The sequence below is a fragment of the Porphyrobacter sp. AAP60 genome (assembly GCF_001296025.1).
Taxonomy (GTDB): Bacteria; Pseudomonadota; Alphaproteobacteria; order Sphingomonadales; family Sphingomonadaceae; genus Erythrobacter.
This window is the reverse complement of sequence record NZ_LJHV01000008.1, coordinates 380,635-405,129: the sequence shown is the minus strand read 5'-3', so window position 1 is coordinate 405,129 and position 24,495 is coordinate 380,635. Positions and strand designations below refer to the sequence as shown.

Genomic DNA, 24,495 nt, shown 5'->3' with positions numbered 1-24,495 from the left:
CGTTCAGACCGGCGAACCTATACAATCGGAGGATAAAGGAGCATTTCGCACCCATGAAAATCGCCGCTCTCCTGCGCAGCGCCGCACTGGTTACCGCTGTCGCACTGATCCCCGCTACCACCGCCACCATGGCGCAGGTCGATGGCCGCGCCGGGCCGGAGTTCGCCAAACTCTTCGCAGTGTTCCAGCGGGTGAAGGCCAGCTATGTCGAGCCGGTCGAGGATGACGTGTTGATCCGCGGTGCGATTGACGGGATGCTGGCAGCGCTTGATCCGCATTCGGCCTATCTTGATGGCGGTGATCTCCAACGGCTGGAAACGATGATCGACGGGCAATATTCGGGCCTTGGCCTGTCGGTCGTGCTGGCTGATGGCGCAGTCAAGATCGTCTCGCCGTTTCGCGGTAGCCCGGCGGAAAATGCCGGCCTGAAGGCCGGTGATTTCATCACGCACCTTGATGGCAAGCTGATTTACGGCGGCAGTCTGGATGATGCGGTGGCGCAGATGCGCGGGGCTTCGGGCACGTCGATCCGGCTCACAGTGTTCCGTCCAGGCCGTGAGGAGCCGCTGGAGGTGGACGTGACGCGCGGCGTGATCGAGCTGGAGCCGGTCACCCACGAAGTTTCCGAAGGCAATATCGGCGTTATCACCGTCAACGAATTTTCCGCCAATGTCGGCGCAGATGTGTTTGCCGCGTGGCAGGCGATCAAGAAAGATGCGCCCGGTGGCCGCGTGAACGGGCTGGTGCTCGATCTGCGCAACAATCCCGGCGGCAGCCTCGACGAATCGGTCGCGCTCAGCGATCTGTTTCTGACTTCGGGCCGGATCGTCAGCCAGCGTGGCCGCGCGCGGGGCGAGACGATGCTGTACGATGCCGAAACCGTCTATCGCGGCGATATGGCCGAAGGCGTGCCGATGATCGTGCTGATCAATGCCGGTTCGGCTTCGGCCTCCGAAATCGTGGCGGGCGCTTTGCAGGATCACCGCCGCGCGCTGATCATGGGCGAACGCAGCTTCGGCAAGGGCTCGGTGCAATCGCTGCTGCCGCTCGGCAGGGATGCGGCGCTTAAGCTCACCACCGCGCGTTATTTCACCCCGTCGGGCAAATCGGTGCAGGAAGGCGGGATCAAGCCGGATATCGCGGTGCCGCAGATCTCCGATCCCGATTATGTGCTGCGCCAGAAATATCAGACCCGCGAAAGCGATCTGCGCGGCCACCTGATCAACGAACTCGGCATCAAGGACGAGGAGATGGAGGCGGACAAGATCGCCGATCCGCGTTTCCAGCTCACCGCCGTGCAGCTTGAAGAACAGGGCGTGAAGGATTTCCAGCTGCATTACGCTGCAGAAACCCTGCGCCGCACCACCAAGAGTACGGTAGCCCTAAGACCGGCAACGCGCCCGGCCAAGCGTTAGGGCGCAGACTATGGACAATCCGGGTAAAGCCCGCTGGCTTGCCGTGCTGGTTCCTGCCGCACTGCTGGGCGGGGCCTATATTTCGCAATATGCTTTCGGCCTGCCGCCCTGCGAGATGTGCTGGTGGCAGCGTTACCCGCATTTTGCCGCGCTGGGCGTGGGGTTGTTCGCCTTCTGGCTCAAGCCTGCGCAGGTGTGGACGGCGCTGGCGGGATTGGCGATCCTGACTTCTGGCCTGATCGGCGGGTTTCATGCGGGCGTGGAATATGGCTGGTGGGAAGGGATCACTGGCTGTTCGACCCTGCCTGCCAATATCGACGTGATGGATCCTGCCGCAGCCCCGCTGATCCGCTGCGATGTTGCGCCGTGGACATTGTTCGGCATTTCGCTTGCGGGCTTCAATTTCCTCATTTCCAGCCTGAGTGGTGCGGCCATTATGGCCTTGTCCGCGTATAAGAAGTAAGCACCGGGCAAAGGAGCAGACAATGCAACGCGATGAACTCCACCGCATGATCCGGGTCGATCAGGCCGGCGAATTCGGCGCGACCCGGATTTACGAAGGCCAATTGGCCGTGATGGGCGACCGCGGTCCGCACTCGGCGGAAATCCGCCACATGGCCGCGCAGGAGGCCGAACACCGTGCAAAGTTCGATGCGCTGCTGGCGCGGCGAGGCGTGCGCCCGACAGCGCTGCATCCGTTGTGGTCGGCAGCCGGCTATGCCTTGGGTGCAGGAACGGCGTTGCTCGGGCCGGAGGCGGCCATGGCCTGCACCGCGGCGGTCGAGACCGAGATCGACAAGCATTACACCGAACAGCTCGAAAAGCTGGAAGCGTCCGGCGCCGATCCCGAACTCGCGGAAATGATCGAGACCTTCCGCGCCGAGGAGCGCGAACATCTTGATTCGGCCATGGCCAATGGTGCGGAACGGGCGCCCGCCTATCCGCTGCTGGCAGGTGCGATCCGGCTGGGTTGCCGGATTGCGATCAAAGTGAGCGAACGCCTTTGATTTTCGCGCCCGCGCTTGTCCGGGCGAATCTCCGCTGCTGCTGCTGATCCCGGATCAGTCCCGCTCTACCGGCGTTCTCGATCCCACCGGTTGCCAAGGCTGGCCGATCTGTTTCGCCAGCCGGTCGCGCACCTTCCACACCAGCCCGACGCGCCGTTCGGCGATGCCCGGCAGGCTACTCGGATCGCCGCCCAGCCATGGCAGGAACGGGTTGCGCCGCGCATAGGACCACAGCTCCACCCGCTCGCCCGATCGCAGCGATGGGCCACGCGCATGGAAGCCCACCGTGTCGGCGACCACCAGGGTGTTGGCAGGCACTGCCAGCGCCTGCGGGGCGGGCAGTTTCATCGCCGCCAGTTCACGCGCGCCGATGCGCGGCGATCCGCGTGCCGAAAGGCGGTCGATCGCGCGCGGATCGGCAAGGCTGCGCGCACGCTCCCACGCCAGCCTTTCGGGCGTGAAGCGGTGTGATCCCGGCACAAAGGTAAAGGGCCCGTCCTCCACCGCCACCGGATTGAGGAACAGCCAGGCCTTGAGCGAAGAATGGAAGCTGTCGGCGTGCAAGGTTTCCTGCGGGTCAGGCTCGTTCCCGCCCGCCTTGCTGACGATGGTCTGGATATAGTGGAGCGGGGCGATGCGGTAGCTTGCAACATAGTGGAACAGGGCGACGATATCTTCGCGCTCCAGCAAGTGTTGCAGGGCTGGCACGGCGCGCAGCATCGCGGGGTCAACCGCCATGCGGCGGGTGATCGCATCGCCCTGCCGCATCTCGCGCGCTGGCCCCTCATAATTCAGCACCGCCTCGCGCAGGGCGGCGAAATTTTCGGGAGGGATGATATCCGGGATGGCGACGAAACCGTCACGGTCGAAAGCCTCGCGCCACTCGGGCCTCACTTTCGCGGCGAGCCGCCGCCGCCGCCAATCGCACAGCGCTGCCGCCAGCTGCACCCGGCCCACATGCAGCCCGCGCCGGTTGAGCCGCTGCGAGCCGATCAGCGGATTATCGAGGAAGCTCTTGGCCCCGGTGGCCAGCTGAAGCGCCCAAATCGGCGCCAGAAGGGCCTTGCGGATCATGATGTCCTGTCTGTCTCTGAAGCTGTCCGTTGCCGGTGACGGGCTTAGACCCCGAACATAGCGGGTCCAAGCGGATTTTCCCCCTGTCGCCGCAATAACGCATCGTTTCGCAGCGGGATAGTCAGAGGCTCCAGTACACCAGTTCCTCGGGCAGCCGGCCGCGATCCAGCGCGCTTTTGACGTCGATCAGCACGCCGCCGGGCCGCAGTAGTGCTGTCAGCGCCGCCGGATTTTCGAGGTATTCGGCGTGGTTCACCGCCAGTACCAGCGCATCAAGGTCTTTGAGATCGTCAGCCGCGCTCAGGGTGATCCCATATTCGTGCAAGGCCGCCGAAGGTTCGGCCAGCGGATCGCTTACCAGCGCCGCGATGCCATACTCGCGCAGTTCGGCAAGGATATCGGGTACCTTGGAATTGCGGATGTCGGGCACGTCCTGCTTGAAGGTCAGCCCCATCACGCCAACCTTTGCACGGCAGGGGGAAACCCCGCCCGCGATCAGCAGCTTCACCAGCTTTTGCGCGATGGCTTGGCCCATGCTGTCATTGATCCGCCGTCCGGCAAGGATCACTTCGGGCCGGTAGCCCAGCTTTTCCGCCGCTGCCGTGAGGTAAAACGGATCGACCCCGATGCAGTGCCCGCCGACAAGGCCGGGGGTGAAGGGCAGGAAGTTCCACTTTGTCCCCGCTGCCGCCAGCACGTCACGCGTGGCGATCCCCATGCGGTCAAAAATCAGCGCGATTTCGTTCATCAGCGCGATGTTGAGATCGCGCTGGGTGTTCTCGATCACCTTGGCAGCTTCGGCCACCTTGATCGAGGGCGCTTCATGCAGACCCGCATCGACAATCGCCCCGTAAACACTGCGCATCCGTGCCAGGGCAGGCGCGCTATCGGCGGCGATGATCTTGGTGATTGTTTCAAGCCGGTGGACGGAATCGCCGGGGTTGATCCGTTCAGGGCTGTAGCCCAGCGCAAAATCGCGGCCCGGTTCCAATCCCGAATGCGCCGCCAGCCATGGGCCGCAGATGTCTTCGGTAACACCGGGAAACACAGTCGATTCGAACACCACCAACGCGCCCTTTTGCAGGCGTGGGCCGATGGTGGCGCACGCCATTTCCAGCGGCGTGAGATCGGGGCGGCGTTCTTCCGTGATCGGCGTGGGCACTGTGACGATGATGATGCTCGCGCCCTCCAGCACCGCCGGATCGCCCGAGACTTCAAGGCCGCATGACGCCAGCCGGGCATTGTCGATCTCGCGCGTGGCATCATATCCTTCGCGCAGCGCGGCGATGCGGCTGGCGGAAATGTCGAATCCGACGACATTTCCGCACCGCTCGGCCAATGCCACGGCGACAGGAAGGCCGACATAGCCGAGCCCCACGACTGCAATATTCTCGTTCATGCGCGCGGCCTTAGACCGCCACGGCTCAATTTTTCGCTAACTGCCGGTGAACTTTCGGCTTCACCACGGGTTCAGACCACGTAACGTAACGCGGGCTGGACAAACGGCACCGGTGGCGGGCATTGCTGGCCCAACTTCCGCGCACTGACACCCCGCGCACCGACAAAGGATCTCGCGCCATGAAACACCTGCTTGCTTCCGCCGCAGTTCTTGCCGCTCTTGCTGCTGCCGGTCCGGCGGCCGCACAAAGCGCGAACGAAAAGGTCAACATGGTCATCGCCTACAGCGCCGATGAATGCCCCGTCGCGCAGCCCGGCGAAGTGGTGGTGTGCGAGATTCTGGTCGAGGCCGAACGCTATCGCATCCCGTCGAACCTGCGTTACAGCGATTCGCCGGAAAACAACGCTTGGGCCAACCGGGTGGAAGAGATCAAATATGTCGGCGATTTCGGCGCGATGAGCTGCAATCCGGCGGGCGCGGGCGGCTTTACCGGCTGCACCCAGAAGTTCATCGAAGCCGCCTACAAGGACCGCGCCCAGGCAGACGGTGTCCGCTTCGGTCTGCTGATCGAGGAAGCACGGGCCGAACGTCTTTCGACCATCGATGCCGATGCCGCTGCCGAGCAGGAACGGGTCGAGATGATCGAGCGTGAATATATGGAGCGGCTTGAACGCGAACGGCAGGCCGAACTGCCGGGCGAAGGTGAACTTCCGCCGCCGCCCGAATAAACGGGCACGTCAAACCTGATAATATTCCCGGTACCACGCCACAAACCGCGCCACGCCTTCGCGAAAAGGGGTTTGCGGGGAATAGCCGGTCAATGATTGCAGCAGGCTGGCATCGGCCCAGGTCGCCGGCACATCGCCCTGCTGCATCGGCATGAAGTTCTTTATCGCCTCGCGCCCGCATTCTTCTTCGATCGCGGTGATGAAATCCATCAGCCGCACCTTGTCGCCATTGCCGATATTGACCACGCGGAACGGCGCGACCGGCGAGAGGCTGTCGCCCTGCGCAATGTCTTCCGGCGTGGCGGGCCGCACCGGGGCTGCATCGATCAGCAAACGGATGCCGCGCACCAGATCGGCGACGTAAGTGAAATCGCGGTACATCTCGCCATCATTGTAGATGTCGATCGGCGTCCCTTCGAGGATCCCGCGGGTGAATTTGAACAACGCCATATCCGGCCGTCCCCACGGGCCATAGACCGTGAAGAAGCGGAACATGGTGGTCGGCAAATCCCACAGGTGCGCATAGGAATGCGCCATCGCCTCGTTCGCCTTCTTGGTCGCGGCGTAGAGCGTCAGCGGCGTATCGACCTTCTGCCCTTCATCGAACGGCATCTGCGTGTTCGCGCCGTAGACCGAGCTGGTTGACGCCATCAGCAGGTGATCGACCGCCAGTTCGCGTGCGCATTCCATGACGTTGAAGGTGCCGGTCACATTTGCATCGATATAGGCGCGGGGGTTCTCCAGCGAATACCGCACCCCCGCCTGCGCGGCGAGATGCACGATCACATCGGGTTTTTCCGCCAGCGCCAGCGCGTGCAGCGCATCGAAATCCTCCAGCATCCCTTCCGTGCAGGTGAAATGCGGGTGTTGCAGCAGCATCTGGTGACGCCGCTGCTTGATCCGCACGTCATAATAATCGGTCATCCCGTCGAAGCCGACAACGCGGAAACCTTCCGCCAGCAACAGCTGGGAAAGGTGGAAGCCGATGAACCCGGCCGAGCCGGTGACGAGAACGGTCTTCACTTGCGGATCCTTCCGGAAAGCTCTGCTGGGCCGTGCGCTATGGGCGAACCGTCACGTGGTCAAGGACGCGGCGGCGTTGCAGGGCTTTGGGGTCGTTTGCGGTGGCTTGCTGCCAGAGCGATTCCGGTGGTGGCAATCACCGGCCCCAGCCAGTCTGCCAACTGGTCGCTATTCTGCCAGACCCGCCGGTCAAACACCGCGTGCCATGGCATATTGGCGCGAAGGCCCTCGCCGAACTGTTCGATCCAGCGATACTCTGCCTGCGCCACCTCGCGCCCGATGAAATAGGCCGATGCGAGCGCCGCGCCCGCCCACCAGTTGCCGGTGAGCAGACGGATGATGATCTGGATCACGACCGCGAAAATTGCGTGTTCGAAAAGGCTCATGTCGATCATGTGCCTGCGCCCGGCTTAGTCGGGCAACAGCCTGCGCCCTTCGAAGCGGGCGATGGCATGGGTGACCACCTTATCGAGTGCCTCGTCGGAGAAGAACCCGCCGGGGATCAGACAATGGTCGATCAGGACGCGGCGAAAGGCAGCAAAAGTTTCCGCATCGGGGGGAGTTGCCTCGGTCCAGAAGCGATCGAGCCCGTTCTGGAATGTGAGATCGGGCAGGTCGTAAATCGCCTTGCCCAGCACCACCAGCGGAATGCCTCGCGCAAGCCCCAGCGTCCCGCTGGTGCTGTTGATCGTCACCATCCCGCACGCGCGCTCGGCAATCGCCTCGATGTCGCCCCATGCCAGATAATCGACCCGATCCTCGATCCCGAACCGCTTTGCGAGATCGGCGGTTTCAAGTTGCCAGTCGCGCACCCCGTTATCGAGCGGGTGTTCCTTTACCACTAGGCGCGTGCCTGCCGGTGCATGTTCGGCGAAGGATTGCAGCACCACCTTCAGCGCCTCGACAATACCGGCGAAGGGCGAATGCAGCCGGATCTGCGCATCGGAATCGAGCTGCAGCGGGAACAGGAAATAGGGCGCATCCTGTTCCGCCAGCCGCGCGATCAGACTTGCCCCCTGTTCGCGCCGTTCCTCGCGGCGGCTGAGCTTGCGCGCCCAGCCGATGCCTTCGACCAGCGGATGCCACGGCCTGTGGGTGCGCCAGCCCGGGTAGCGCCAGCGCGTCAGAACATCGGCGACATTGTACCACAGCCCTTCGGTCGCGCGGCGACGGAACGATGATGGCACCTTGCGGTGTTCGGGCACTGGCGGCAGTTCGGCGGCGACCGTGCGGTACCATTGCGGGTCGCGTGGCAACAGGCTGTGGCCGTTCACGCCGCCGATCTCCATCGTCACCCAGTCGGGGCGCACATAGCCTTCCTCGAACACCCACACGGTCAGATCGCGTTCCCGGCACACCGCCAGCGCTGCCGTGTGATGATCGCGGCAATCGCCGAACAGCATGACGTCGGTGATATTGTGGTCGTCAACCAGCCGGGTGAAGGCAGCGGGCCATTCGTCCAGAGTCCCGCGAAAGTCGATCCCGTTGGGCAGCCGCCAGAATGCACGGTCGCCGCCGTTGAAGTTGACCTTGAACACCTCATGCCCGGACTTGCGCAGACCTTCCCCGAGCTTCCGGAAAAACGGTCCCATCAGACCCTGCAGCAGCAGCACGCGGCGCGGATTCCCCGATTGCAGAAGCGGATGTGTCGGCGGCAAGATCGGTTGAGCGGTCACGGGAAATCGCAGGATCATTCGATAGGTGCAGGGTTTGCGTGCATCCTCCGTAGGCCTCCCGATACTGGTTTGTCGATGCTGGAACAGCATTTTGTTTTTGCTTTCCATGGTGGTTCGCAGCTAGCCGAGCGGTCATGATTACGGTTGCGCATCATGGGAGCGATGCTCCGCACCGGGGGGTACGCCCCGCGTCGTCCTGTGTGTGGCGCGCGTGATCGAGGCATGGCGCGAACTTGCCCTTGCGGCGCCATTGGCAGGTCTGTTCGCGATCCTTGCCGATGCCTTCGCGCTTCCTCGCGGGCGGACTTCCTTACTACCGCGAAGCCTTGGCGGCACGGCAGTGCTGGTGCTCGCTGCGATGCTGGTTTTCGCGCTCGCGCTCGTGCTGACCGGCGCGCCTGTGGTGTCGGGCGTGGTGGTGGTGGCGCTCTTCGGGGCGCTTGCGCTGATCTCGAACATCAAGCGAAGGGTCTTGGGAGAACCGCTGGTCTTCAGTGACTTCGCATTGATCGGGGCGGTTTTCCAGCACCCGCAATTCTACCTCACCGCATTGCGTCCGGCGCAGGTTGCGGTTTTGGGGGGAGGCGTTGCCGCCCTCGTCGTGGTGCTGGCTTCGCTGTCGAGCCTGGATCTGGCGCCGCGGCTGGCGGGTCTCGGGCTGGGGCTTGGCGCGGGGGCGGGGCTGCCTGCCGCGCTGCGCCGCATCGGTTTTCCCGGTACCGGCCAAGTGCCGGATCCGGATAGTGACGTGATGCGCCACGGGCTGGTGGCAAGCCTGCTTGCACATTGGTACGCATGGCGCGGCACCGCCGATCCCGAACCCTGCCGCGTGCCGCTGATTGCCGGTGCGCCGGACCAGTTGGTCGTCATCGTCCAATGCGAATCTTTCACTGATCCGGTCGCAGTTTTCGGCGATCCCGCGCTATCGCTTCCCGGGCTGGAGGCGGCGCGTAGCTGTGCCTTGCAACACGGCCGGCTGCTGGTTTCCGGCTTCGGGGCCTACACCATGCGGACCGAATTCGGCGTGCTGTTCGGACGCGGTGAAGAGGTGCTTGGCACGCGCCGGTTCGACCCTTTCCTGACTGCGCGCGGCGAGACCAGCTATGCCCTTCCCAAGCGGCTTGACCGGTCCGGCTGGACCAGCTGGTTCGTGCATCCTCACGACATGCGCTTCTACGGACGCGACCGGCTCATGCCCGAAGCCGGGTTCGATCAGCTTGTCGGCGACGAGGCTTTCGCTCCCCCGGCACCGGAAGAGGGGCGCTATGTCACCGACGCAGCAGTTGCCGACCGGATCATCGCGCTTGCGCAGCAGTCCAGCGCGGGCGCGAGCCTGATCTATGCCGTAACGATCGAGAATCATGGCCCCTGGGCACCGGATGAAGCTGACGCGGCGCGCAATGCTGCCCCTTACCTGAGGCTGCTTGGCCATAGCGATGCCATGCTCGAACGCCTGATGGACGCCCTGCCTCGCATCGGCCGGCCGACCATCCTGTGCTTTTTCGGCGATCACCGGCCGAGCATCCCCGGGGCCAGCGAGCCGGGTGCGGAGCGGCATACGCCCTATGTGCTGGTCCGCTTTGCCGCCGATGGCACGCCGGTGCCCGGCAGCGGAGCGGAATGCGACCTTACCCCCGCCGAACTCCACCACGCCATTCTGGATGCCATTCGTCTAGGGGGCCTTGAGCGATAGCAGCAACCGATCCCGCAAGGGGCGGGGCAGCAACCGGTCGAACCAGCGCAGCAGCAGGAACCGCCGGGGTACGACCAGCTCGGCCCGGCCCGCCCTGACCGCCGCGATCATCTTTTCGGCAACCTCGTCGGCAGATATCTCGCCGGGCCGCGATGGCACCGCGCCGGGCTGCACCGCCCCCGCGAAGAAGCCGGGCGATACCAGGGTGACGGTGACCCCGTGGCCCCTCACCGCAAGCCGCAGCGCGTCGACATAGCGCGAGAGCCCGGCCTTGCTTCCCGAATAGGCAGCGGCGAACGGAAGCGAATGCGATGCTGCGGCGGTTCCCACCACGCCGATGCGCCCTTCACCCCGCCCCGCCATGCGGGCGGCCAGTGCTGCGGCCATCGCGGCCGGCGCCGCGAAATTGGTCTGAGCCAGGCGAGCGACCTGGGCCGGGTCTTCGACGATGCTACCGGCCGGCAGCGTATCGCCTTGTCCCGCGACAAGAAACGCCAGATCGAGGGGCTCTGCATCATCCTCGTCCTGCAACGCAGCCAGCGCCGCTGCGCAATCGGAGAGATCGAGCGAGCGGATCTCGGCTTGCGCGCCGCGCTCGCGGCACAAGGCTGCAACCTCGTCCAGTCGTGTGCGGTCCCGGCCCCACATTGACAGGCTCACCCCCGGCTGGGCCAGCCTGAGCGCGAGCGCGCTCCCGAGGGCCCCTGAGGCGCCCGTGATGAAGATACGTATCTGCCCTGAGGGTGGTTTTACAGTCATGTCCGCTATACGGCGGGAACATCGCTCGCGGTCAAGGATTGACCTTCGTGTGAAAAGTTGCCCTGCGCCTCAGCTAAGCTGGCCTACGTGCTCCGCTCATAACCAGGCAGGGTATTTTTTCCATCCAATCGTCGTAATTTCAGTGTCGTACATCGTAACGCCGTTGACAATTTCGAAGGAGCAAAGAAGAGCGTCGAAATGTCTGATGGGTCTCTATCCTCTCGCCCACGCGTGACCTTGTTTCGAAGTAACCGACTCGAGCGGCTGACCGTCGTCTCGCTGCGGGGTTTTGTCGTGCTGTGGGCGATCCTGTTGCCCGCGATTACGTTTGTTGCGATAAGCTATGCGCCGACCATGTGGGCTCCGGCGCTGATCGGCCTTGGCTGGCTGGTATGGTCGCTGACGGAATATCTGCTGCACCGCCATGTTTTCCATTTCGAACCGCGCTCGCGGCTGTTGCAGCGTGCCGTTTTCATCATTCATGGTAACCACCATTCCGATTCGAATGATCCGTTGCGCAATCTTATGCCCCCGATCGTCAGTATTCCGGTGGGGCTGCTGATCTGGGCCGCTGCGATTGCCATAGCTGGGCCTGCGGGCAGCTGGATTTTGCTCGGCTTCATGTCCGGCTATGTGCTGTATGATCTCGTCCACTACGCTTGCCACCAGTTCCCGATGAAAGGGGGGTTGGGCCGGCGGCTCAAGACCCACCACATGCGCCACCACCATCTGCGTGCGAAGGGCAATTACGCGATCACCGGCATGCTGTGGGATCGGGTCTTTTCGACCTATCTCTCCTCGAACAGCAAGGTCTGAGGCGCCGCGGCCAAAGCTGCCGCCGGCCAAGGCGGGCATCCGCCGCCACACAGTCGCGATCCGTAAAGACAGTTTCAGATCCGATGCATGTTTAGCCCGGCACAGGAGGCTGGAAAGCGCGACCACCGGCCTCTGACCGGCGTCACGCCAGCGCCAACCCGGCCCGCTATGGCCCGCATCAGGACATGATCAGCACTGCCGGAGAGCCTTGTCCGCTCCCCAGCCCCGGCGAGAATGGTCAGCCTGTGACCAGTGGTGGCAGCGCCTTGGCCACGTCGTCGATTGCCTTTACCTGCGCAAGGAACGGTTCCAGCGCGTCCAGCGGCAGGGCGCAAGGGCCATCGCATTTGGCATTGTCCGGATCGGGATGCGCTTCAAGAAACAGGCCTGCGATGCCAAGCGCCATGCCCGAACGGGCCAAAGCGGCGACCTGCGCGCGGCGGCCATCGGCGCTGTCAATGCGACCGCCGGGTTTCTGCAAGGCGTGGGTCACATCGAACACCACCGGCGCCATCGGCTTCATGATGTCCATGCCGAGCATATCAACCACAAGATTATTGTAGCCGAACGAGCTGCCGCGCTCGCACAGGATGATCTGTTCGTTACCCGCCTCTGCAAATTTGCGCATAATATGCGTCATTTCGTGCGGCGCGAGGAACTGCGGTTTCTTGATGTTGATGACTGCGCCGGTGCGGGCCATGGCCACCACGAGGTCGGTCTGCCGCGCCAGAAAGGCCGGCAGCTGGATGATGTCGGCCACTTCGGCCACGGGGCCTGCCTGAAACGGCTCGTGCACGTCGGTCAGCACGGGGACGCCGAACCGTTCCTTGACAGCGGCAAGCGTCTGCAATCCCTTTTCCATACCGGGGCCGCGGAACGAGGTGATGGATGAACGGTTGGCTTTGTCGAACGAAGCCTTGAAGACATAGGGGATGCCCAGCTTCGCCGTGACATCGACATAGGCCTGCGCCACCTCGAAAACGATCTCTTCGTCCTCGATCACGTTCATCCCGCCGATCAGGACGAAGGGGCGCTCGTTGGAAAAGACGATGTTGCCATCAAGGGTAACGTCCATGGTGAAACCTTGCTTGTTTTTTAACGGGAAACGGCCGCACCCGGCAGGGCGCAGCATCAGTGGCATGCCGTGAAGCGGTGATCAGGCCGCCTGCGCCTCAGGCGTGGCGCGATAGGCGGCTTCTTCTGCCAGCCACAGATCGGCGTAATCGCAATTCACCCACTCGGCAAACCATGGCCCGCCATTGGTGAAGTGGATCACGCGCGGCGTCTTGGCGGGCTTGGGATATTCGCCTTCGAGAAAATTCCAGTCGAGATCGAGTGCGCCGATCTGCGATTGGTCGGCCACCCATTCGAAACGGTGCAGAAACGCCGGCGTGGCTGAATTGACCAGATCCGGCGTTAGCGCCTTTACATCGGGGTGGGCATTGTTGAACAGCATGAACGATGACCAGTTCTTGCGCGGATAGCGTGTCTGCTTCTTGCCATCCATCTTGATGTCATGACTGGGATCATATTCGTGCTGGACGACATAGACGGCCTTGGCAGGGTCCAGGCCGGCGAGCACGCCGCGAATATCGGTGGTGAACAGGAAATCGCAGTCGGTAAACAAGGTCCAGCCGCTTTGCTGCGCAGCCAGATACGGCGTTAGAAAACGGGTGAGCGAGAACTCGGTGGTCGCGGTCACGTCAACCGGGCGGGTGTAGAGCCCCAGTTCGCGCAGGGCAGGCTGGCGGATCGGATGAACCGTCACGTCACCTCTGCTGTGACGCAGCAGCGAATGGCGTGCAACCTGATAGGCGATATCCTCGCGTGAATCGTAACCGATAAAGACCTTGAAGGGAGAATTCTCGCTCATGCTCAACCTTTTGAAACGCCGGTGAAATCCATTGCCTGCCCGTTGCTCTCGTGCACCGGGCCAACACGCCCCACCACTTGGGAGCCTAGCAGGCTTCCGGACCCATCCGCAAGCGCCACCGGCTCTGGCAAGGCGTAAAGATGTCAAGCATATCCGGCTATTTTGCCAAGGATATCATCATGCACGACCTCGACCAACCTACGCAGATTGCCGGGGTCGGGCCGCCGATATGATCCTGCCGTCACCAGCCGGTAAGTCCCTTCTTTCATCGTCAAGCCGGACCGGGGCGGTGCTGTTGTTGCCACCGCAAAGAGCACCGCAGGCGCGTGGCGATCCAGGAGCCGATCATCGAAGAGCGTGGCCTTCCCCGGTGCGGAAGCCCTTCTTCCACCAGACATTGCCTTTCTCGAACACGACCATGCTGTCGTAAAAGGCAATGCTTTCGGTCGTCCGGGTGAGCTCGGTAGGCTCCAGTTCGCCCTTGGTGTGGTCGGCATTAAGCTCGTCGATCAGCTTCGTGCACTTGTTGATGAACGATTTTCTTCGTTCAGGCCGCCAGCCGATTTAGAGCTTATTGCAAAAAAGCCATACATCTGAGTAGTATCACCGCTTGACGCGCGTCGCCGGACAACCCTCAATCTTTTTTCGTATCAGGCCCCCGCACGCGAGCCCGTTTGAATTTCTCGGTATAACGACGATTATAATCCAACGAAATTCAATGAGAATGAATAAAAGTTATGCCATATATTGAACAATGTCGCCGATTTTATCAAAGTCCATATGACTAATCGAAGGTTTAAATTCAACATGGAAATAAAAACCCCTAGGGCTAGAGATTTGCAAATTTTCGAGGTTCGCAAACTTCTGGCGGCGGGAGAATTTGATCAAGCACTTTCCATAGCGATCAAATTTGTTGAACAAAAAACAGTTCATGTCCTTTGGTATAGGCTCGCAGCCGAAGCGATGACAGGGCTGGGGCGGCCCCTGGAAGCGCTGGATATTTTGCGAGACGCACTTGAGCGCCACCAGGACGATGCTCGCTTGCTTCGGACAGCAAGGGCGATCGCGTTCCAGCATGGGTGCTGGGCGCAAGCGCTAGCCTTTACTGAACAAATTTTGTCATCATCGCCCGATGATATAAAAATGGTCAACTTTAAGTTGCATACTTATTTGGCCATGGGGCGTGATGATGACGTACGAACCTATGCGTTGACAAATGAACCCGTTCATCCCGGGTTGCAAAAAGCTGTTAATTTTGAAGCCTGGACGGGCGAGCTACGAGAGCGTGCAGCGCCTTTTGTCCAGTCTTGGGAGGCAGCCCTTGGAATGAGAAGTGCGCCGACCACAAAGATATCAGAGCAAGATTTCTCTCCTGTCACATTTATCCAGTATTGGAGTCAGGGGGAGCTGCCTGAAGATTTGTCAATCATTTTTAATCAATGGCAAAAATTAGCAAAGGAACTAGGATTAGGCGAAGTAAATCTTTTTAACAAAGACAGTGCTTCTGCATGGATAGCTGAACACGCGCCCGAGTTTTCCCAAGCCTTTGCGTCAGCTTTCCACTATGCGATGGAATCGGATATTTTTCGGATTGCTTATGCGTCGAGAAAGCCGTGTCTCTATGTTGACAGCGACGCGTGGCCGCTACCTGAAGCGGCTGAAATTCTTCGAACTGCAATGCGTCATGGCAACACCATGCTCTATTTTCGGGCGTATAGACCCTGGATATTAAATGGGTTGTTCCTCTCTTACCCAACATGCAATTTCATAAAGTTGCTAGTTAAACAAACCCGCAACCTCAGATTTGACGGACTGCCTCAGAACCACACCACGATTGACGCAATGTTCGGACCTTCACGTTTCAATGACGTTTTGAAAATGTTGATAAAAAGCTCGAGCAATACGTCCATATTGCAGCCCGAAGGTGTCGCCGGGTTATCAATTCTGCGTCTTGATAAGTCAGATGTTTGTTTCACTCACGAAGCTGCCGTAGCAAGCGTCAGACCTCTCTTTTCGCTAGCCTACAAAACGACAGAGGCAAATTGGAAGACACTTGGGGGGCGTGACTAGTTCGTGTTGACGACAGGAATTCCCAAACGGCCCATGTTCTGATCCAAGACTGTTTTTGAGGAGTAATCATCGCTTACGACGACTTGTCGGCTGCGGAGTGGAAATTGTCGGACCGCTGCTGCCGCATGGGCGGGATCGCTGGGCGCGGCCTGCGGACGATAATTGTCGCTTTCTCAATGGCATGTTCCACAATTTTCTCCGTCCGATGCAGCAAGCAAATCGGATCGCGGCCTCAAATGGGAAAGGCTTTTGCGGATGTCCTGCTGTCCGGATAACTCCGCCATGAACTGGCATGATCGGAGAACAGCCTTAACGGGGACATAGCGACCGCGCCTTCGCATAGTCCTCAACCGCTGCGCGGACCGCCTGCCGCTCGGCCGGATCGTGAAAACCCAGTCCGGACATGGCGGCAGCCATGGTCTGTTCGTCCAAGTCGCGCCCGCCGTTCAATTCCGGAAGAAGGTTGGCGAGCTGCACGACAACGCCTCCATCAATGCGGGAAAGCACCGCTTCGATGCTGTCATCGCCGGTCCATGGGAACGGCCCCTCAGGCAGGGGCGTGTCCGTATCTGTAAAGTCGGGAAATGCCAGGTTCGGGAAAGTCTCCATGAGCGCACGCACGACATCGGCGTTGCGGGCACGGATGACATCGCGGGCAAGGTCCGAAATCACGACCGGGCTGCCCACTGGTCTGATTGCGTTGAGCGATTCAAAAAACTTCGCCAGCGCCGTGCTGCGTGGCAGGAGCGCTCCGGGCTGGTCTGGATACACGGCCAGTCGGAACTGCTGCATGACCCGCGCCTGTTCGGCAGTGAGCGATGTGTTGTACGAACCGGGAGGCAAGCTGATCGGGGTGCTGGTGACGTGGGATAGATAGTTCGCGAAGTCTGTAACCACATCCCCGCCGCCCAGGGATTGCCGCTCGAACAACCGCACCTGGAACCGATCCTGCCCGATGAATTCCTGCCAATCCCCCAGCTTCCGATCGATGCGGCGATGGTAGGTATCGGGAGCCGGGAAAAGGTGGCTGCCCTTGATGATCTGCTGGATGCTGGACGCATACATTGCGACCGGGCTGCGGACATAGGCAATCGCTTCGAAAGCTTCGACCGGCGCTGTAATGGTTTCCGCAAGCCGGGCTACGATCTCGGGCGAAAGATTGATGAAATTCTCTGCCGACAGGATCACCCAATCGAAGTTTCGCGCTTCAAGCTGGAGCATCCTCAGCGTTTTGGCAGCCCGTGCCTCGCGCGCTTCGCTGCCCCCCCTGCTGCGCTGGCCTGACAGAAGCGTAAGCGCCGTATGGCCCGAATTGGGGAAATGCGTATCATAATAGACGCGATTATCTGCCAAGTGCTCGCGCGACAGGTATAGCGCGTTTTGTATGGCAGTGCTGCCGCACTTTGCATCACCGATGTGAAGTATGAACTTTGCCACTTTATCCACTGCCTGATAATTCGATCCGGAAACCGGCCAATCGGTAAGAGAGAATTGGCGGCGTCAGCTATCTTTCCTGTGGCCGGGACCGGAAAGGTGCCATTGACTCAGGTGTTGTCGATCGCTTCTTCGTCGCACAGCGCCTGCATCAACGCTTCGGCCTGCTCCATCCGGTCCGGCAATTTGTTCGCCTTTTTCCGGGACGCAGGCTTGCCCGCGCCGGTCTGCATCCCTGCGTAGTGTTTGAGGAATAGCGACATGACGTGGTGCACGCCCTCGGCGCGCACTTCGCGGGCATCCTCTTCGAAATAGGCGCCGCGGGTTATCGGGCTGGTGATGATTTCGTACGACGGGAAATAGTCGCACATGTCGTTGGCGTTGCAGATTTTTTCCGCCGCTATCCGCAGAACCGCCTTGGAATAGGCCGTCGATACCGCCACGTGGCGATCCAGCGCGGTCGCGTTCAGTGGAACGGGCGATACGGTGATGATGAATTTCACCGAAGGGTTGAGCGAACGGATGAAGTCGAGGCTCCACTGGAGGTCGGCAGCCACTTCTTCGACGTCGAAATTGCAAAAGGTGTGGATGTCCTCGTCATAGACCCCGCCGGCCACCCCGGGCGCGAGCGGGTATACCGCACCGTCCCTGCGGTCCATCCAGGTCTCAGTAAGGCCGAGGGTGAAGACGAAGACGTTCATCTCCTTGACTGCGCGGCGCACAGCCGAGAAGTGCGTCCTGCGATCAAGCTTGACCTCGCGCGAACTGACGTAGCCGCCCGGCAGGATCTGCGGACGGAAGGGATCCACCCAGCGACCGTCCTCGCGCCGCCAGGCGCTGTCGATTGGCTTGAAATCGCCAAACGCACGTTCGAGCAACTGGCGCAGCATGCGCGTGGTGTAGACATTGCCGTAACGTGCAGAAAAAAGGCCGTAATTCAACTTCTGGGCCACCTGCCCGTGAAGCAGTGGATGCGGCTGTTCGGTCACGAGGAAATTGAAACCGGACTGCGCGAGGTAGCGCGCGACATGTTGCGCGAAGCAGCTTCCTGCCGTCACCACTTTGTCCTGCGGGTCTATACTGAATGCCGGCTTGCCGACCGGATCGAACAGCGATGGCTCCTTCAGGCCAGGGTCCTTGCGCCAGAACTGGTAATCGGGCTGGCCGACATAGGGGTGACGCTTAGACATTCGCTTTCTTTCCGGGAGATTTTGCATCCAGCTCAAGCGCATCGTTCAGGTGCTGGATGAGGATCCGGCCATAGTGCTGGTTGCCGTGCGTGGGGTCGCGGCCCCAGAACTTGCGATGGAGAAACCCGTCCTTGTCGCGGGTCTTGGGCGGCGCAGTGATGAATGCGATACCGTGTTCTTTATAGATCGACTTCATCAGCGTGCATTGCATCGCATAGAGCTTACGGCGGATCGGTGCAGGAGCGATCCCTGCCTCGAAAAGCTCGGAGAAGGCCTTAGGAAGAATGGTTTTCCCGTCGATCTCGAGAAACGGCGGAGGAGGCGCGAGGACATAAGCCGGGCAATCAAAATGCTCCCTGACCCGCAAGGCGCGGATGACACCGCTTTGCATGCGCCACCGGAGCACTTCCTCGATCACGGCGGCTGGAACGAGGGTGCGCTCCGTGTCGAAATCCTCGAATGGCGGCCACAAGAAGTCGAACTTCGGTTCCCCCTCGATCATGCCGATAATGTTGTGCTCGGTGCCGCCGAATGCAAGAACGAGCTTATTCGGATTGTATAGTTTAAATAAATCGAAGTTAATCTTCGATGCGTCGCTTCCGATCCGGACATCGATACTAACTAACGAGTCATCATGGGTTGCATCGATTGCGCGCGAAATTGCGGTGGAATGGCTCTCTCCCAGTATCAGGACTGGTACTTCGCTGAGCGGGGGATCCGCCATGATTTTCCATGATCTCCGTTTTCAGTTGGCGAATGCTATTGCTTGCCCATCCTTGCGGCGTCAATAGTCATTGACACTCCTGTCACCGATGCGGCATTGGCGTGATATTTCAAGCCACATAGACTGGATTCTGCGGCAATATGGTTTCCGTTACGGCTGAAGTGGGAGGTGCCCCATCCGGCGGTCGCCAATGTGTGCTGTTTGCCGGTGTTCACGGGGACGGGGCGGATGGGCTGGCGCGCATCCTCGTTCATCTCGGGGTGGATCAGGCCGGCGAACCCGATGATTTTCCCGGCAAGCTGAAGGCTCTCAACCGCGAGATTCTGGAATCGGCCGGTTTCGACCAATTTTCGATCGAGCCGCTCCATGCCGGTTGGTATGCATCGCTGCGCCACGCGGAATTCCACGAGCGTGCGGTTGATCTGGTATCAGCGGCGTTTGCTTCGTCTTCGCTGTTCGTCCTGAAAGACCATGCAATCGCGCAATTGATACCGTTCTGGCGCAAGGTGCTGGAAGCCTGCGGCGTCGATGCCGTTGTCATCGATTACCATGACGATCCGGCACGGTTTGCCAGCGGGTTTTCGCAGCTATCCGGCGTGAGCGGGAGTGCCGCCCGCGCGGTATGGCTCGCCCGGGTGCTTGAGTGCGAACATGCCAGTCGCGGCATGGTGCGCGCCCACCTGACGCGGGAGGCCTTGCTGGATGACTGGGAAGCCGCGCTGGGGCGGCTTTCGCAGGCGCTCGGGATCACCTGGCCAGCATGGTCCGCGCGGGTGCGCAAGGCAATCGTAGGCGAACTGATCCCGGACGAACAGGATGCCAATGACCGGGCGCTTCGCAGGGTCCCGCAAGCCGATCAGGTCGACCGCTGGGTGCGGGCGGCGCAGGATATCCTGTGGCGATGGGCGCAGGATGGCGAAGACGATCACGGGCGTGCGCAGATGGACGAACTTCGCGCCGTGTTTGATGAGGCGCGCGAACCGCTCGGCCTCGCTTTCGCGACCGTGGCTGAAATGGGCGAGAAACTGCGGCTCCAGAAACAGGTGGCTGATGGCCTTTCTGCCCGGCTTGCCGATCTCCAGCGCCAGTCTGATGCGATGCGGTCGTCCGCTCCGCCTGCCCGACCCGGGGAGAAACTTGATCGGCCCGCTGCCGCGTCTCCCGCAGATGCCGGTGAACCGGGCACGGCTGAAGCGCGGTGGGAAAAGGTGTTCCGTTGGCGGATTCACGAAGCCGAAGTCCTGACCGAGAAGAATGGTGTGCTGCAGGCCGCGATCGAGCGGCTCAAGGCCGAGGCTGAAGCGCTCGAGACGCGCCGCGCTAATGCTGCCAAAGAGGTCGAGCGGCTGCGTCTGCTGGAGATCGCCGGCAAGGCCGAACTGGGCGCGGCGCGCTCTGAGGTTGCCGCGCTCCGTAAATCGCAGGACGATCTGCGCAAGTCATTCGACGAGGTTCAGAAGTCGCTCGCCGAAGCGCGCCGGCGCGAAGTTGCCATCGAGCGTGTGCATAACGCGCAGTTGGCAAGCGCGGCGAGGGGTGGCTCTGGACGGGCGATTGTTGCCCCATCAAAGTCAATCGGCCAATCGGTGAAATCGCTGCTTCTCTATGTGAAGCCGAAGGCGCGCAAAAAGATGCTGCAGCACAGACGGCAGCGTCGGCTCGTGCTGGAAAGCGGGATGTTCGATGCCCCTTTCTACGCCGCGCGTTATCCCGATGTGGTTGTTGCCGGTGTCGATCTGCTCGATCACTTCATCTCTTCGGGCGGCGCCGAAGGCCGGCATCCCAGCCCGGCGTTCAACAGCAAATGGTATCTGAGCGAATACCCCGACATTCGCGAGAGCGGCCTCAATCCGCTGGTTCATTATCTTGAACATGGGCGGGATGAGGGGCGCCGTCGCCGCGCGCTGACAGATTCCACGACGATTGCGAGCGCGCGGACCGAGGCCTCGGCCGCGCCGACATCGGAATCGCAACGGGCGCTTGAGCAGGTTGCGGCGCCGCCTCCCGAGGTCAGGGCGGCGACCAGCGAGCTGGAAGGAACATGGCGGCCTCGTATCGGCGGCTGGAAAGCCCTGCGCTCTTCCGGCCCGGACCAGCTTTCTGCGATTATGCCGCTCGACCGGCTCGGACAGCAGCCGCAAGCGCGTGCCATTGCGGTGGGCGACAAAATCGTCGCCGTTCTCGCCAGCGAGACGCCCCGGCCGGCCTTCGCGCGCATCGCCCTGTTCGCCGCCATGCGTTCGGGTGCTGCTGCCGCAGTAACGGTGGCGGGCGAGCCGGCGACGGCTGAGGCACCGCACGTCATCCTCGCCGATCACGGGTGCGGTCTGGAACTGCTCGCAGACGGATGGTGTGACAGCCGGTCCGGCCTGACCCTGCGGCTGGCGGGCGGGCTGTCGAGTGTAGCGCGCGTGTTCCAGGCCGATTGTGATGGCCACCTTCACTGTGTTGCCGAGGCGGTGACGGGCGGCGGGGAGGCCGACTATGTGGAGGTGCGCTCTGTCGATCCGCTCGCCCCGCTTCTCGTTCTGGTCTCCAGGGGTGACGGCGTTCTGGTTGACAGCGCGGTGGTGCCCTTCCCTTCGCTGCTGCGCGGCGGTCTCCATTACGGCGAACTGGCAGTGCTTGAAACCGCGCCCGGCAGCATGGCGAGCCTCGCCGAATACAGCCGGACCCTGGCGCTGGAATGGCTGGGCTGGGACCAAGGGCCCGACCGGCATGCGATCGGCCGGATCGAGATCGACATGCGCGGGGCCAGCGGAACCGAACCGATTTTCCGCCCAGCGGTGCTGTCTTCGATCGCGCGGCATTTCGGGATGCCGGTTCGCGCCGTCGAAGGTTCGTACCCTTCCCAGCGCGATCAGCTGGTAGCAATGCTCGAGCCGGCCGGGCAGGCAAGCACGATCGCAGCGCGGATCACCGCGACCGGCGTGCTCGTGCTGCCCAGCGATGCAGTGCCGTCGATCTATGCGCTTGTGGCCCGGCGGATGCCGCACGATCCCGCGCTGTCGCGTTTCGTGGTCGTCGATGCCGCCACCATTCGCCCCACCGCCGATGTCTCGCTGCCCTTCGATGAAGACCTTGCGCGGTTCCAGCATCCGGACATGCCTGCCCATGCGCCCCACGTCCTTTCTCCGGAAAACCGGGACGCGGGCAGGGGCGGTCCGGTATTCCCGCTCGCGGTGCGCCATTACAACAAGCTGGCGTGGCAAGCAGATCCGCTGATGCCGGTTTCGCCCGATCGCGAGATGCCGGTGGAAGTGGGCACCCGCATCGATAAGGCGATCACCGTCGTCATCGATTCCGGCCGGAATCCCGAAGGTATGGCCAATTGCCTCGCGGCACTCGAGAACCAGATCGGAGCCGAAAGCCTCGACGTGATTCTCGCTGGCTGGCCCGATGATCAGCCGCTTCCGCCTTGCGAGCTGCAGGTCCGATCGATCGACGGGCGGGAATTGACGCTGGCCGGGCGACTCAATGCCGCAGCCGAATTGTCCGGGGCGGACCGGCTGATGTTCCTGGCGCCCGGCGTCCTTCTGTCCGATCCACGCACTGCGGCCGCGCTGTCGCGATTGGCCGATCGTCCCGCCACCGCCTCAGTTGCCTGTGCGCTCGTCACCGAGTTGCATGACGAGGGCGATGCGAAGGTGCACAGTGCCGGCTATTTCCCGTCGCGGGTTTCGCTGCATGGCGAACCGGTGTTCGATTTCGACCAGATCGACATCGCCCGGATCATGCCCGCTGCGACATTCCCGGTCGTCGCCAACCATGCGAAATGCGTCCTTTACGACGCGGCGACGTTCCGCAGCCTCGGCGGTTTCGATCAGCGGCGTTTCCCGATGGCGATGCACGATCTCGATCTCGGCTTCCGCGCGCTCGCTGCGGGCCACACCAATCTCTGCACGACGCTCGTCCGCGCGGCGGTCGATGAGGCGGCCCTGAGCGCCGATTTCCCCGATCCGCTCGCTCACCGGTCGGTTCGGCCGGCGGATTGGCAATCCCTGCTCGATCGGGTCGCAGTGGTGAGGGAACTGCGGCGGTGAAGATTCGCGCCCTAGTCCAGTCGAGCCAGTGGTTAGACCGCGCCGGCGTCCGCATCCGCTACCGCCGGATTTCCCCCCACCTCGAAAGACAGGGGGCACGCATCATCGTCGACGAGATCGATAACCTCGAGGCGCGCTGGCTGATCGACGAAGATGTGGTGATCTTCAGCAAATGCACCGACGCCCGCGCCTTGTACGCGGCCGATTACCTGCGCGAACGCGGAATCATGGTCGGGGTGGACATGTTCGATGACTATTTCAGCCCCGGTATCAGCCCCTGCCATCGCCATCGCGAATTCCTGCGCGAGATGGCGTCGCGGGTCGATTTCTTCCTGTGCTCGACCGAGCGGATGCGCGGCGTCGCGGCGGACTTCGCGCCCGATAAGCCCTGCCACGTTTTGAATGACCCGTTCGACACGCTGGACCAGCCGATGCTTGCCAGCCGGCTCGAGGAGAAGGCGGCAAGGGCGCGGGCTGACAGGCGGATCGATGTGCTGTGGTTCGGCAATGGCAACAACCCGGTCTTCCCGGTCGGCCTGACCGATCTTGCGGCCTATGCAGGCGCGTTGCAACCGTTCGCTCGCGCCGGGTACGACGTCAGGCTGAAGGTTCTGACCAACCTGTCGGCGCTGCATTCCGAGAATCTCGCAAGGCTGCGTGCAGTCGGCTTGCCCATGGCGGTCGAGGAGTGGAGCCAGGATGGCGAAGCCCGGGGGATGGAGGAGGCGCTGATTTCGTTCCTCCCGGTCAACCACCAGAATTTCTCCATCGCGAAATCGCTGAACCGGGGCATTTCCGCTCTTACTGGCGGGACCCAGATCCTTTCGGCCGGCTTTGACCTTTATGAAACGATCGGGCCTTTCCGGTACCGCGATGCGAATGATCTGCTGGTCGACCTCGATCAAGGAAGTCTGCGGCTGCGCCCGGACACGCTTCCTGCGCTGAAGGAATGCATGAACGATCTTGCCGATCCGGCCAACGAGGCAGGACGGCTGCTGGAGTTTCTGAAAGGACTTCCTCCGGTTTCGCCTTCCCGTGGCAGCAACGGCACGACCGGTCCGAGCCCTGCCATAATCCACGGTAATCGCACGCCCTATGCCGTGATTGCCTTTGCCCAGGATCGCGGTATCGCCCTGATCGGGACGCCGTTCTGCGCCGCTTCACCCAAGTTCAACCTCCACTTCGATTTTCGCGACGGTGTCGGCCCGATCGAGCTCCGCATGTCGAAGCAGGGTGCCAACATGATCGCACCCTCCATGAAGCCGCTGGTCCGGGAAGATGCAAACAGTGAAGGGCCCTACCCCTTCATTCTCGCTCTGCCTGCGGATGATGCAGACAGCGAGGCGTTGCGCACCTTGCGTCCGGATATGGTCAAGTCTCGCGCAGGGCAGATGGTGCACTATGCGCGGGTGATGGGCTCAATCGAGCGGATTGCGCGTCGCCTGTTTCGGGATTCGAGGATTTACCGGTCCGAACTGGAAGCGCCCTTGATGGGAATGACGCACCTTGATCGCCGGGCGGCGCAGGGTGGCGGGGCGGCGTTGCAATGAGGGATTCTTCCGCAGCCTCGC

General features: G+C 61.8%; 21 protein-coding genes. 10 read left to right on the top strand and 11 right to left on the bottom strand.

The features are described from left to right. Positions 1-53 precede the first annotated feature (53 nt). Genes IP79_RS07800 through IP79_RS07790 form a run of 3 tightly spaced genes read left to right on the top strand, consistent with a single transcriptional unit; the run spans position 54 to position 2,422 of the window. A complete protein-coding gene (locus IP79_RS07800; protein WP_054118678.1) occupies positions 54-1,415 on the top strand; it encodes a S41 family peptidase in 1,362 nt (453 codons plus the stop codon). Positions 1,416-1,425: 10 nt separating this feature from the next. Beyond that, a complete protein-coding gene (locus IP79_RS07795) occupies positions 1,426-1,878 on the top strand; it encodes a disulfide bond formation protein B (protein WP_054118677.1) in 453 nt (150 codons plus the stop codon). Positions 1,879-1,900: 22 nt separating this feature from the next. Next, on the top strand, positions 1,901-2,422 hold the full coding sequence (locus IP79_RS07790; RefSeq protein WP_054118676.1) for a demethoxyubiquinone hydroxylase family protein: 522 nt from the start codon (positions 1,901-1,903) through the stop codon (positions 2,420-2,422). A 54-nt stretch (positions 2,423-2,476) separates the two neighbouring features. Here the strand turns inward: IP79_RS07790 and IP79_RS07785 are convergent, their stop codons facing one another. Then, positions 2,477-3,496: a phytanoyl-CoA dioxygenase family protein gene (locus IP79_RS07785; protein WP_054118675.1), complete on the bottom strand. Its 1,020-nt coding sequence runs from the start codon at positions 3,494-3,496 to the stop codon at positions 2,477-2,479. 121 nt (positions 3,497-3,617) lie between these two features. Next, on the bottom strand, positions 3,618-4,895 hold the full coding sequence (locus tag IP79_RS07780) for a nucleotide sugar dehydrogenase (RefSeq protein ID WP_054118674.1): 1,278 nt from the start codon (positions 4,893-4,895) through the stop codon (positions 3,618-3,620). A 179-nt stretch (positions 4,896-5,074) separates the two neighbouring features. Here IP79_RS07780 and IP79_RS07775 point away from each other — a divergent pair, with 179 nt between their 5' ends. Beyond that, a complete protein-coding gene (locus IP79_RS07775; RefSeq protein WP_054118673.1) occupies positions 5,075-5,623 on the top strand; it encodes a hypothetical protein in 549 nt (182 codons plus the stop codon). A gap of 9 nt (positions 5,624-5,632) precedes the next feature. On the opposite strand, the gene IP79_RS07770 is transcribed toward IP79_RS07775, so the two are convergent. From IP79_RS07770 to IP79_RS07760, 3 genes are read right to left on the bottom strand one after another with little or no spacing between them, the layout of a single operon-like run. Continuing rightward, positions 5,633-6,646: an NAD-dependent epimerase/dehydratase family protein gene (locus tag IP79_RS07770; protein WP_054118672.1), complete on the bottom strand. Its 1,014-nt coding sequence runs from the start codon at positions 6,644-6,646 to the stop codon at positions 5,633-5,635. Positions 6,647-6,705: 59 nt separating this feature from the next. Then, positions 6,706-7,032, bottom strand: coding sequence for a hypothetical protein (locus tag IP79_RS07765; RefSeq protein WP_082337138.1), 327 nt, complete (start codon positions 7,030-7,032; stop codon positions 6,706-6,708). A gap of 24 nt (positions 7,033-7,056) precedes the next feature. Then, a complete protein-coding gene (locus IP79_RS07760; RefSeq protein WP_233994125.1) occupies positions 7,057-8,259 on the bottom strand; it encodes a capsule biosynthesis protein in 1,203 nt (400 codons plus the stop codon). A 265-nt stretch (positions 8,260-8,524) separates the two neighbouring features. Between IP79_RS07760 and IP79_RS07755 the strand changes: the two genes are divergently transcribed. After that, positions 8,525-10,015, top strand: coding sequence for an LTA synthase family protein (locus IP79_RS07755; RefSeq protein WP_233994124.1), 1,491 nt, complete (start codon positions 8,525-8,527; stop codon positions 10,013-10,015). On the opposite strand, the gene IP79_RS07750 is transcribed toward IP79_RS07755, so the two are convergent. Beyond that, the gene (locus tag IP79_RS07750; RefSeq protein ID WP_054118671.1) at positions 9,995-10,774 is read right to left on the bottom strand and encodes an SDR family NAD(P)-dependent oxidoreductase; all 780 of its coding nucleotides are present in this window, start codon (positions 10,772-10,774) and stop codon (positions 9,995-9,997) included. The two genes, IP79_RS07755 and IP79_RS07750, sit on opposite strands and share 21 nt — an antisense overlap. Positions 10,775-11,005: 231 nt before the next feature. Here IP79_RS07750 and IP79_RS07745 point away from each other — a divergent pair, with 231 nt between their 5' ends. Beyond that, a complete protein-coding gene (locus tag IP79_RS07745; RefSeq protein WP_233994123.1) occupies positions 11,006-11,590 on the top strand; it encodes a sterol desaturase family protein in 585 nt (194 codons plus the stop codon). Positions 11,591-11,828: 238 nt separating this feature from the next. Here IP79_RS07745 and kdsA read toward each other — a convergent pair whose 3' ends face one another. Beyond that, positions 11,829-12,665, bottom strand: a complete 837-nt coding sequence (kdsA, locus tag IP79_RS07740; protein ID WP_054118991.1) for a 3-deoxy-8-phosphooctulonate synthase — start codon at positions 12,663-12,665, stop codon at positions 11,829-11,831. 81 nt (positions 12,666-12,746) lie between these two features. Beyond that, complete coding sequence (locus IP79_RS07735) at positions 12,747-13,463, bottom strand: hypothetical protein (RefSeq protein WP_054118669.1); 717 nt, start codon at positions 13,461-13,463, stop codon at positions 12,747-12,749. 357 nt (positions 13,464-13,820) lie between these two features. Between IP79_RS07735 and IP79_RS15455 the strand changes: the two genes are divergently transcribed. Both IP79_RS15455 and IP79_RS15450 read left to right on the top strand, forming a co-directional pair. After that, a complete protein-coding gene (locus IP79_RS15455) occupies positions 13,821-14,060 on the top strand; it encodes a hypothetical protein (protein ID WP_156318195.1) in 240 nt (79 codons plus the stop codon). A gap of 150 nt (positions 14,061-14,210) precedes the next feature. Beyond that, positions 14,211-15,533: a tetratricopeptide repeat protein gene (locus IP79_RS15450; RefSeq protein ID WP_156318193.1), complete on the top strand. Its 1,323-nt coding sequence runs from the start codon at positions 14,211-14,213 to the stop codon at positions 15,531-15,533. Between the two features lie 309 nt (positions 15,534-15,842). On the opposite strand, the gene IP79_RS07725 is transcribed toward IP79_RS15450, so the two are convergent. The 3 genes from IP79_RS07725 to IP79_RS07715 all read right to left on the bottom strand — a co-directional run bounded on the left by IP79_RS07725 (position 15,843) and on the right by IP79_RS07715 (position 18,881). Next, positions 15,843-16,886 carry a hypothetical protein gene (locus IP79_RS07725; RefSeq protein ID WP_156318191.1) on the bottom strand — a complete coding sequence of 348 codons (1,044 nt, stop codon included), beginning with the start codon at positions 16,884-16,886 and terminating at the stop codon, positions 15,843-15,845. Between the two features lie 191 nt (positions 16,887-17,077). After that, positions 17,078-18,157, bottom strand: a complete 1,080-nt coding sequence (locus IP79_RS07720) for a GSCFA domain-containing protein (RefSeq protein ID WP_082337093.1) — start codon at positions 18,155-18,157, stop codon at positions 17,078-17,080. Then, positions 18,150-18,881 carry a hypothetical protein gene (locus IP79_RS07715; RefSeq protein WP_054118666.1) on the bottom strand — a complete coding sequence of 244 codons (732 nt, stop codon included), beginning with the start codon at positions 18,879-18,881 and terminating at the stop codon, positions 18,150-18,152. Before IP79_RS07715 ends, IP79_RS07720 begins: the two co-directional genes overlap by 8 nt. A gap of 140 nt (positions 18,882-19,021) precedes the next feature. Between IP79_RS07715 and IP79_RS07710 the strand changes: the two genes are divergently transcribed. Beyond that, positions 19,022-22,924, top strand: a complete 3,903-nt coding sequence (locus IP79_RS07710; protein ID WP_156318189.1) for a hypothetical protein — start codon at positions 19,022-19,024, stop codon at positions 22,922-22,924. After that, positions 22,921-24,474, top strand: a complete 1,554-nt coding sequence (locus tag IP79_RS07705) for a hypothetical protein (RefSeq protein ID WP_054118664.1) — start codon at positions 22,921-22,923, stop codon at positions 24,472-24,474. Before IP79_RS07710 ends, IP79_RS07705 begins: the two co-directional genes overlap by 4 nt. Positions 24,475-24,495 lie beyond the last annotated feature (21 nt).